Origin of the sequence: Methanoregula sp., from assembly GCF_028679125.1 — an archaeon.
In the GTDB taxonomy this organism is placed as follows: Archaea; Halobacteriota; Methanomicrobia; order Methanomicrobiales; family Methanospirillaceae; genus Methanoregula.
Genome location: NZ_JAJRCG010000005.1, coordinates 148101 through 156193, shown reverse-complemented (window position 1 = coordinate 156193; position 8093 = coordinate 148101). Strand labels below are relative to the sequence as shown.

General features: G+C 54.4%; 8 protein-coding genes. 4 read left to right on the top strand and 4 right to left on the bottom strand.

Annotation, left to right across the window (positions count from 1 at the left end; translation table 11 throughout):
• The 4 genes from LUQ43_RS05610 to LUQ43_RS05595 form a co-directional block, all read left to right on the top strand.
• On the top strand, positions 1-549 hold a 549-nt coding region (locus LUQ43_RS05610), incomplete at its 5' end, for a molybdopterin oxidoreductase family protein (RefSeq protein ID WP_299964896.1).
• 2 nt (positions 550-551) lie between these two features.
• Positions 552-1808 (top strand): Coenzyme F420 hydrogenase/dehydrogenase, beta subunit C-terminal domain, encoded by a 1257-nt coding sequence (locus tag LUQ43_RS05605; RefSeq protein WP_299964895.1) that lies wholly within the window; start codon positions 552-554, stop codon positions 1806-1808.
• Positions 1809-2275: 467 nt separating this feature from the next.
• Entirely contained in the window at positions 2276-2827 is a 552-nt protein-coding gene (locus tag LUQ43_RS05600; protein ID WP_363318494.1) for an archaellin/type IV pilin N-terminal domain-containing protein, read from the top strand.
• 10 nt (positions 2828-2837) lie between these two features.
• A complete protein-coding gene (locus LUQ43_RS05595; protein ID WP_299964889.1) occupies positions 2838-3449 on the top strand; it encodes an archaellin/type IV pilin N-terminal domain-containing protein in 612 nt (203 codons plus the stop codon).
• A 227-nt stretch (positions 3450-3676) separates the two neighbouring features.
• Here the strand turns inward: LUQ43_RS05595 and LUQ43_RS05590 are convergent, their stop codons facing one another.
• From LUQ43_RS05590 to LUQ43_RS05575, 4 genes are all read right to left on the bottom strand, one after another.
• The gene (locus LUQ43_RS05590; protein ID WP_299964886.1) at positions 3677-4135 is read right to left on the bottom strand and encodes a ferritin family protein; all 459 of its coding nucleotides are present in this window, start codon (positions 4133-4135) and stop codon (positions 3677-3679) included.
• Between the two features lie 236 nt (positions 4136-4371).
• Positions 4372-5016, bottom strand: a complete 645-nt coding sequence (locus LUQ43_RS05585; protein ID WP_299964882.1) for a TMEM175 family protein — start codon at positions 5014-5016, stop codon at positions 4372-4374.
• A gap of 180 nt (positions 5017-5196) precedes the next feature.
• Complete coding sequence (locus tag LUQ43_RS05580) at positions 5197-6819, bottom strand: ATP-binding protein (protein ID WP_299964879.1); 1623 nt, start codon at positions 6817-6819, stop codon at positions 5197-5199.
• Positions 6797-7819 (bottom strand): DNA double-strand break repair nuclease NurA, encoded by a 1023-nt coding sequence (locus tag LUQ43_RS05575; RefSeq protein ID WP_299964876.1) that lies wholly within the window; start codon positions 7817-7819, stop codon positions 6797-6799. The genes LUQ43_RS05580 and LUQ43_RS05575 overlap by 23 nt, the downstream gene beginning before the upstream one ends.
• Positions 7820-8093: the final 274 nt, after the last annotated feature.

The window sequence follows — 8093 nt, the reverse complement described above, 5'->3', positions numbered from 1 at the left end:
TCAGTGACCCCCGGCCAGTTCGGTGTAACCTACGAGAAGATCGAGAAGCCCGAGGCCATCCACTGGCCCTGCCCGACCATCGAGCACCCGGGAACCCCGATCCTCCACATCGGCAAGTTTGCCGCTGCGGATGGCAAGGGCACCATGTTCGGTATCGAGTACCGCCCGCCCGCAGAAGTTGCGGATGCAGAGTACCCGTACACCCTGATGACTGGCCGTATTATCTTCCACTACCACACCAGGACCCAGACCGACAAGAGCCCGACCCTGCACAACGATGTACCCGAAAACTACGTCCAGCTCAACACGCTGGATGCAAAGGAACTCGGCATCAAGCAGCACGAGAAGATCAAGGTAACGAGCCGCCGTGGCGAGACCATCGCCATTGCACGGGTAACCGACGATGTCGCACCGAAGGTACTCTACATGCCAATGCACTTTGCCAATGGTGCAAACAACCTGACCAACACCGCGCTCGACCCGATGTCCAAGATGCCGGAGCTCAAGCACTGTGCTGTCAAGGTTGAAAAGATCGCAAAGGAGGCCTGAACATGGCAACAAAGAAAGGCGATATGCTCTATGCCTGGACCAATGATGCAGACATCAAGAAGAAGGCCGAGCTCGGTGGCGCAGTAACCGCCCTCTGGAAGTATGCCCTCGAGGCCAAGGTCGTTGACGCGGTCCTTGTGGTCACGAAAGGTGTGGACCTCTACGACGCGGTCCCGGTTGTTATTTCCGACCCGGCAGAGCTTGCCAAGACCGCCGGTTCCCTTCACTGCGGAACGCTGCTCATGGCAAAACTCGTCAAGAAATTCCTGAACGGGGCCAAAGACCAGAAGATCGGTGTCACGGTCAAGGGCTGCGACGCGATGGCGTTCTACGAACTCGCCAAGCGCAAGCAGATCAATCTCGACAACGTCATCATGATCGGTGTCAACTGCGGAGGATCGGTCAGCCCGGTCACAGCCCGCAAGATGATTCGTGCAAAGTACGATGTTGACCCCGAGAAGGTTCACAAGGAAGAGATCGACAAGGGCCAGTTCATCATCGAGTACGAGGGAGGCCACAAGGGTATCTCCGTTGACGAACTCGAAGAGGCCGGTTACGGCCGCAGGTCCAACTGCCGCCGCTGCAAGATGAAGATCCCCCGCCAGGCAGACCTTGCCTGCGGGAACTGGGGTGTTATCGGCGAGAAGGCCGGCAAGGCAACCTTTGTAGAAGTCTGCTCCGAGAAAGGTGCAGCACTCATTGAAGGCGCTGTCAAGAAGGGTCTCCTTGCCACCGAGCCCGCCAACCCCAAGGGTCTTGAGATCCGCGGAAAGGTCGAGGGCGCAATGCTCAAACTCGGCGAGAAGTGGCGAAAGAAGGACTTCGAGGCACTCGGCGAGGGCAAGGACCGGTTACAGAAGATCATGTCCGAGACCGCCCGCTGCATCAAGTGCTACCAGTGCATTGATGTCTGCCCGATCTGCTACTGTGTTGACTGCACGACAAAGAACCCGGCCATGGTTCCCCCGGGCGAACTGCCGGTCAACTTCATGTTCCACCTGATCCGGTACTCCCATATCGCTGATTCCTGTGTCAACTGCGGGCAGTGTGAGGAAGTCTGTGCAGCTGAGATTCCGAATGCGCTGATCATGCACTCCCAGCAGGTTGAGCTTGAGAAGATGTTCGGCCACACGCCGGGCATCAACATGGAACTTCCGCTCATGGCATATGTCGAGGAGAAGGAAGAGCGTGCACGGCTGAACAACACCGGCAGCGACATGATCTATCAGAACGTGTTCAACCCGGTTGCGAAGAAATAACCTTTTTTTTTAAAATAGAGTTTGTAATGGTCTGCATTTTAAATAGTTAAGTATATTAATATGTATGATTTTAACCAAAACCTTTAGGGTACTTCCCGGTAATATTGTGGTTAACGATTGGTTCGTGAGGATGGATTTTACGATGTTACAGTCCACAAAATTGCTGCTCACCCGGTATATGCCGTTCATGAACTGCTAATCGGTTATCTGGAGTTTTGTTGTCTGGATGCACCAGTATGTTGTGGACTTTCCACAGCAGAATTCAGTGCAGAAACCGATCAATGCGGTCACGGATTCTGATGAGAATCTGTAACATCATCATCCATTCCCTGGATCGTTTACCGGTGCCGAACCCGAACGTGTTCAGCGTTGGAATCCAGGTTGTTACGACCCACTGACGTTATATGTCAGATCATCGTTTTTGAACGAATCACAGCCAACCGTGAATCAGAAAATGGAGCATGGAAATGTCACAAACCCATGAAAATGCATTTACTGGTCTTGAAGCTGCAATTGTGCTTATTGCATTCGTCGTTGTCGCAGCAGTGTTCTCGTATGTACTTCTCGGCGCCGGGTTCTTTACAACCCAGAAGAGCCAGGAGACCGTGCACACTGCCGTTGGCCAGGCCAGCTCCGCCCTTGAAGTATCGGGAAACGTTATAGCGATCGCGTCATCCACAAGTGCTCTTGGAAATGTTGCAATATACCTCCAGCTCGCTGCAGGTGGCACAGAAGTTGATATGACAAAGGTAGCCTATACCGTTTCCACCTCCAATTTCCTGAAGACCTATCCGGACAGCGACACCACCCACATCACACGTGACCGTGTCCAGGGAACAGACTCGGATCTCCTGAGGAACCTTGAGATGGATAAAATCACCATCGTTGTTACGGATGCACAGATCGATATGAACGAGAAGTTCATCGTTGAAGTGAAACCCGATATCGGTGCAGCTCTTCCGATACAACGGACCGCTCCACCTGCACTGGTTCGCAATCAGGTCTATGAGGTTTACTGAAGTGAAGAAAATGAAACGATTGACACACTATGATGAAGGGTTCACCGGCCTTGAAGCTGCGATTGTGCTTATCGCATTTGTCGTTGTCGCGGCAGTGTTCTCATATGTGGTGCTCGGTGCCGGTTTCTTCACGACCCAGAAGAGCCAGGAGACCGTGCACACTGCAGTCGGACAGGCCAGCACAAGTCTTGAACTTGTTGGCAATGTATATGGTGCAGGATCCGGATCTTCAGCGCTGAAGTACATCCAGATCACCGTTGCATGCACTGCCGGGGGAGGGTCTCTGGATCTCTCGAAGTTAACTGTAACCTATCGGGATAATGAGGTATTCAATGAAATTGCGTATGACGTGACCAATTCCCAACTGGATGGCACTGAAGCGACAAACTCACCGACAGCAGGTAAATGGATCGTCTCGCAGGTACTGAATGGTAAAGGTGCGACGCAGACTGCCCTTCTTGAGCCGGGTACACAGTTCACCCTCCAGCTCCATCCCCCGTCAGGTGCGAACACGAATGTTAACCAACAGTTCACCATTGAACTGAAACCCGCGATTGGTGCAGTGCTCCCCATCACAAGGACGGTCCCTGCAGCAATCCAATCGAACAACGAACTCTACTAATTCTTTTTTTTAAAAACTGTATTCTGACCAGGTCATCACGTTATGTGAATTACCTTCGTAGCGATGCATCGATTGTGTATCCGGATGTGGAGATCTCGATGCAAGTGTCCCTGTGGGGAGATGACAATCTCTCACCGCATCATCTGGTATTCCGTGAATGAATTCCCCCAAAAAAGAATGGAATAAGACTCTGGATGCAGGACGGTGCATCGGAGCCTGTACGCAGGTTATCCCCACGTTTCGGGAAATGCCATGTTGGTGTAGAGATCCTCGAGTCGTGCCTTGTGTCCCCGCTCCATGTTGGCGAGCTGGGTGAAGAGCAGCTGTGTCTCCATGTCAGCAGCTGCACTGGCAAGCTGGGTATACATCTGCATGGCGTCAAGTTCCTTCTTGATGGCAAGGACCAGGCCATCAAGTGGTTTTAAATTCATCGTCAGGTCTGGTGTCGGGAGTGCATCGCCGACCTTGTAATCATGCCCTGCTGCGAACTTTATCCTGCTGACGTCTTTTGTGAGGAATCCCTGGAGGAACTCGCGGTGCTTCTTCTCTTCACCGGCAAGCTCAGCAAAGAGCGCCTTTAAGTTCTTGTCGTTAACCTTGTCGGAGACATTCCGGTAAAATGTGTACGCTTCCACTTCGCGATCAATAGCGGTTGAAATGATCTTCTTTGCATCCTCTGTCTTCATGTTCACACCCCGTAAAATATTTTATACCTGATATTGTTGAATAGCGTATTTATATTGTGGGTTAATACCAATTATCCGGCGTTCATGCTACACCAGATCGTTTTTTTTATCGGGGTGCGTCCCGGATTCGCCAGGGTCTCCCGCATATTCGCCGGAGAATAATTCTGTCTCTTTATCGTTTTTGCTTGGGAGTACGTTCCAGGCTTTATTATCGCGTATCTCCCTGTGGACCGGGTTCAGCTGTCAGGTTTGTTCGTCTTCACCGGGTCGTTCCAGAAGAGGTACGCCATGATGAACGGTGCGAGCAGGAAGATTTCCGCGCTCGAATAGATCTGGAATACGGCGATGATGATCCCTATAATGGCAAGGAGGGGAAAGACCAGGGTCCAGCTGACTTCGCGCTCGATCCAGACGGAATCGAGGTCCGGGACAAGGTCTGCCCTGCGTGTCCCGATGTAACGCCACTGGGCGAATGCGATTATGCCGATGATGAAAATATTTGCCTCGAAGAGCATGGCACCGAAGGTGTCGAAGGGATAATCCCCGGCCACGTTAGTGGTGAAGGGAATGAGGCAGACGAACGCGAGGCTCGTGATGTTCATGCAGAGGAGCGGGCGGTCGAGATGGATGAGATGACGGAACCGCTGGTGCTCGAAGTACCAGAAGATGGCGAGAATGATGAACGCGATGAAGTAGTGGAGGAGGTCAGGGAGCACGCTGGTGAGGATAGCCTGTACCGGTTCGGTGACATTTACCTGATCGTACTTGGGCGGGACGCTGATGGTGGTGACGAGCAGCGTCATGGAGAATGCATAGATTGCGTCGATGACGTTGCCGATCCGTTCCTTGGGGATGATGTGGTAGGGGAGGGGGGCAGTCATGATTGGTTGTCCTGTGAGTGATGTTAGCGAGGATGGGAAATAAAACCCGGGGCTGGTTCAGGAGCCAGGGGCAATTCCTGTGCGTTTTTTTGTGGTGGCGTAGTAAAATATTATGCATGAACACCCGCTTTTCCAGTGGTATCGGGGACTGTCCTGGTTTTTAAAAAATGATGTGCGTGATCAGTCGAATCCTGACGATAACCCGTTGCGGATGTCGGTTTTTCTCTCCGTGTTGAGCCTGGCGATATAATCTTCATACCGGTGGATTCTCGTACTGACCGGGAACGGGATGCCAATCGTTGAGATGATCGCCTCGCCCCGGTCGAGCGTCTGGATCTCGATCTCCATTTTACTCAGATCCTGCTTGGCGCTGCCCATGATGATCTCGCGGTCCCCCCGGTCGCCGAGGCCCATGACAACAAAGGTGTTGATCTGTGCCAGTACTTTTGGATCAACGTTCTTGGGCTGCTGGGTGATGACACAGAGCCCCACGCCGAACTTTCTTCCTTCCATGGCGCATTCCCGAAACATCTGGGTGGAGGCGCCCCCGGCGGCAAGCACTCGCTGTGCCTCTTCGATGGTGATCAGTACCTGGTGGCCGGATCCCGATTTCTCATCGATCCCAAAGCCCCGAGCATCGGACCGGTGCCGCTCCATGATCATCCGGGTGATGACCGAGAGGACAAAGAGTTCGCTCCGCTCCCCCATGTCCGGGATGTCGATGAGGACTACCCGGTTGGAATGGAGGTCCGTTATGATCTCCTGCACCGATGAACCCTGCTCGCGGAAGAATGCCCGGTTGCCGTTTGTCAGGTTCTCGATGTGCCGCTGGATCACCCGCACGGGGCCTGACATCGAGTTCCGGATCTGGTACGCGAGGCTCCCCTCCCGGATACCCGCGGCAGCGGGATCCTTGATGGGGAAGATCTCCGGGTCAACGTCCTGGAAGAACCGGATCGCATCTTTCCCGCTGACCCGGGCAAACGCCTCGATGATATCGTACTGTGCCGAGGTGAGTTCATAAAGAATCGAGAGGTCGGAGAGCCGGAAGTCATCGTATTCGAGCCAGAGCCGGTTCATCGCGTACTTCTTCCGGTCATCCTCGCCCCGTATGGTGAAGATCGAGAGGCCGTACTTGCCGTTCGTGTAATGGATGAGCCCTTTTGTCGGTTCCCCGGTCGAGGACTTGCCGCCGCTCACGTACTCGCCGTGCGGGTCAACGATCAAAAGGCCGAACTTCTGCTCCTTCATGCACGAGGCACAGAAGGTCTTCATGAAATTGGACTTGCCCATGCCGGTCGTAGCAAAGACGCCCATATGCTGCGGGAGGACGCGGGCAGGGATCCGGACCGGGACATCTTTTATCACATCCTGGCCGCTCCGCATGAGTCCGACCTCGATCTCGCCCATCTGTTCGGTGAGGAACAAGAAGTCCTCCGCGGTCGGGTCTTCGACAATGGAGAACTTGGAGGGGATGGTGCGGGCCTTGTGGAAGTCCCCGAGCAGGTCCACGCACCCGAGCGGCACGGCATCGACCGTGATGAAGACATCCTCGCCCAGGCCATAGAACTTCTCGGCATAGGCCCGGGTGTCCCACCGGGAATCGGCGAAGTTGGAATCATGCGAGAGGTCGGTGATCTTGGCAAAGAACGTGACGCCTTTGATCGTGTCGACGATCTTCTTGATATCGCCGATGTAGAGCGTCTCGCTGTGGGGGGCGATGAACCGGTAGGAGAGGACGCTCCTGCCAATGAGACGGTACTTCGAGGTATCCGTAGTTTCAGTATCGCGCAAATTCATCATGGTAATCTCCGAACAGGATCTCATAGGTCTGCCGATCGATACCGGCCTCTGCGAGCCTTCCGAGCAGCTCGCCTTTCACCTGCGCCACGATCTCTTCTGTCAGGGCAACGGTGCGATGGGCATCGAAGAGGGGATAGGGATAGCCCGGGATACGGCCGTCTGCGGAGCAGCCGCAAAGCCGGTTCATGATCTCTCCGGCATCCGGAATACCCGTGGCGAGTTCGATCTTCAGTGGTCCTTTCGAGCGGGGATGGAGGCAGGCGACATACATCTCGCCGTGCTGCCACTGGGCGTGCGGGGTATGGTCGAGAATGGCGGGATCGATTTTGATCCACCACGGGGCCGGGATGGTGCGGGTCTTTGCATACCCGAAGACTGCGGGGATGAGAGGGTAGCCGCCGCCCCATGTGGCAGTCGATCGTTTGGATATTCCGGCAAGACGGATCTCCCGGTCTTTGCATGCCAGGGCGATCCGGGTGAGGACCGGGTTGTGGCTCTCGTGGGACACTCTCAACGGGCCGTCCCTTAAGAGAAGGGCGCCGGGCGAAAGCTCGTTTGCCATCCGTTCCGTGACCCAGTACTCGACGGTATCCCGGAGGATTCCCGCAGCCCGCGAGATGTCCTCGTTCGAGAGCGTCTTTCCCGGCGGCTGTCCGAAGCAGTCGGCGTACAGGACCGGGAAGTCCTGGTTCTCTTCGTCAGGGCCGATCAGGGGGAATCTCATAGGCGTAACCGAGCGGCGCTTCCGTTCCATGTCCACAAACGTTGTCTGGGCCGCCCGGATAGCGGCAAGCACGAAGCTGCCGGATTCGAGGAGCATCACATTGCTGCCGTCAATAGCGCAGACCTCTCCGCACGGGGATGCGGTACAGGGAATGAAGTCGGACTTTTCGATGCCGCAGCTGGTTGCGAATTTCTCTACAAGATCCGCCGGGATCGTTGAGCGGATCCGGGCTGCGGCTTCCATCACGGCACTGGTGACCTCGTAGTCGCCCGCCATTACTCCACCATCTTCGCTGCACCCGGGTATTCGTCCTTCATGTACGTTGAATTCTATTTTGGCATAATGGGATATAAGAGGGTGGGAATGCGAGTGAACCTATGTACCAGAAGTACCCTTGTCGAGGTTCTGATGAACCTTTCAACGGCAGAAAACGGGAGGAGTCAACGGTATTCTTAACTGAAACAGGGGATTGTTTTTTCGAGGTTTACCGGTGCGAATAACGTCTGGCATCGTTCCTTGTATTATCTGGCCATAAGAGTATTCTTCTTTC